The sequence below is a fragment of the Fructobacillus tropaeoli genome (assembly GCF_001047135.2).
GTDB classification, from domain to species: Bacteria; Bacillota; Bacilli; order Lactobacillales; family Lactobacillaceae; genus Fructobacillus; species Fructobacillus tropaeoli.
Map to the genome: position 1 here is coordinate 1 of NZ_DF968113.1, position 1,715 is coordinate 1,715.

Annotated in this window: 1 protein-coding gene; it reads left to right on the forward strand. The window is 49.7% G+C overall.

Translation table 11 applies throughout. The features are described 5' to 3' along the window. Positions 1-1,715: hypothetical protein (locus AOQ32_RS08745; RefSeq protein WP_158531897.1), on the forward strand; the 1,715-nt coding region annotated here is incomplete at both ends.

The window sequence follows — 1,715 nt, forward strand, 5'->3', positions numbered from 1 at the left end:
AGTTACACGACTGGTTATAACGCTGGTAAGAGTGAGGCAAGCGGTTATGATGACCAGAAGGCTCCAGCAGCAGATGCGTCACAAGCTGAAAAGGATGCTTATGAAGGTGCACAAGCTGGAGCTAAGGATGCCATTGCAGGTAACCCAACGCCAACTGATTTGGCAACGAAGTCACCAGCTTATCAAACTGCCTATAAGCAGGCACATGATGCAGCTGCAACTGGCTTGACGGATGGTCAAAACAACACAACGCCAACGGATGCTCAAAAGGCTGACCCAGCTTACGTGAAGGGTAACAATGCAGCGCAATCTGCAAAGGAAGCCACAGAAGATGCCCAAGCTGGCAACACTGACCACCAGGCTAAGACTGCCGACCCTGACGCCTATACAAATGCCGCCAAGGCTTATGCCGATGGTGCCACAGCCGCCGCAGCTGGTAAGACTGACCCATCAACGTCAACTGATCCTATTTACAAGGCTGCTTATAACCAAGCAATCAACGATACAGCCGCTGCTCGTCAAGCTGCTATCAAGGATGCCAGTGACCGTCATGATCAAGATGTTGATCCAACGAAGTCTTACTCAGCTAACCCAACGGTTCAAGCTGCTGCAAAGCAAGCTTATGCCGATGCACAAAAGGCATTGACGGACACATTAGCTGGTAATGCACCAACTAATCCAAATGATGCCCAGACTGCCGGAACAGCTGCCGCTAACAATGACAAGTCATATGTTGCCGATACGATTGCTGGTAAGACACCAAGCGCAACGGTTTCAGATGACTCTGCTCAGACCATCAAGGCTCAAGTAGCTGCTGCCCAAGCTGCAGTTGCCGCTAACCCAGATGCTAGTGATGAATTGAATTCAAAGGACCCACTAGCAAACTACGCTTACAAGCAAGCATTTGATGATGCTAAGGCAAAGTATGACAACGGTGTTGCTAACGCAGCCAAGGCTCAGGCAACTGATTCTTCAGCTGATGCCGCAACGAAGCAAGGTGCTGATGACTTTAGCAAGGGCTTGACAGCCGCTGTTAATGGTCAAACGATTGCCAACCCAACTTCAGGTGAAAAGGCTGGAATAGATGCTGCTAAGTCCTTCAACCAAGGTTATACCGATGGTGAAAAGGGAACCGATGACAGTAATGTGACCGACCCAGTTCAAAAGGCCGCCGCAGCCGCCGCAAAGGAAGCCCTCACTGACTATGCAAATGGTAGCCCTAAGGGAACGGATGACATCAACAAGATGGACCCAGTTTCAAAGGCTGCTTACCAAAAGGCATTGGATGATGCTAAGGGACTTGCAACGCAAGGACAAAATGCATTTACTAACGGTACTGGTCGTCCAGACGATAGTACTCCAGCTGGTAAGGTAGCAGCTGCCGCTTACGACAAGGCAAAGCAAGGTTATGAGGATGCCGCAGCCGGTAAGACAACGGATGCTGATAAGAATGATCCAGCATATCAGGCTGGTCAAAAGGCTTATACAGATAGTCAAACTGGTTATAACGGTACAACTACACCAGCTGATAACGCTTCACAGCTAACGAAGGATGCCTACAATGGTGCAACCTCTGGTGCTGCCGATGCTGTTGCCGGCAAGGCAAAGCCAGCTGATTTGGCAACGAAGTCACAAGCTTACCAGGATGCTTACAACAAGGCTTATGACCAAGCTCAGAAGGGAATGGCTGATGCAACTGCTGGTACTCAACCAAC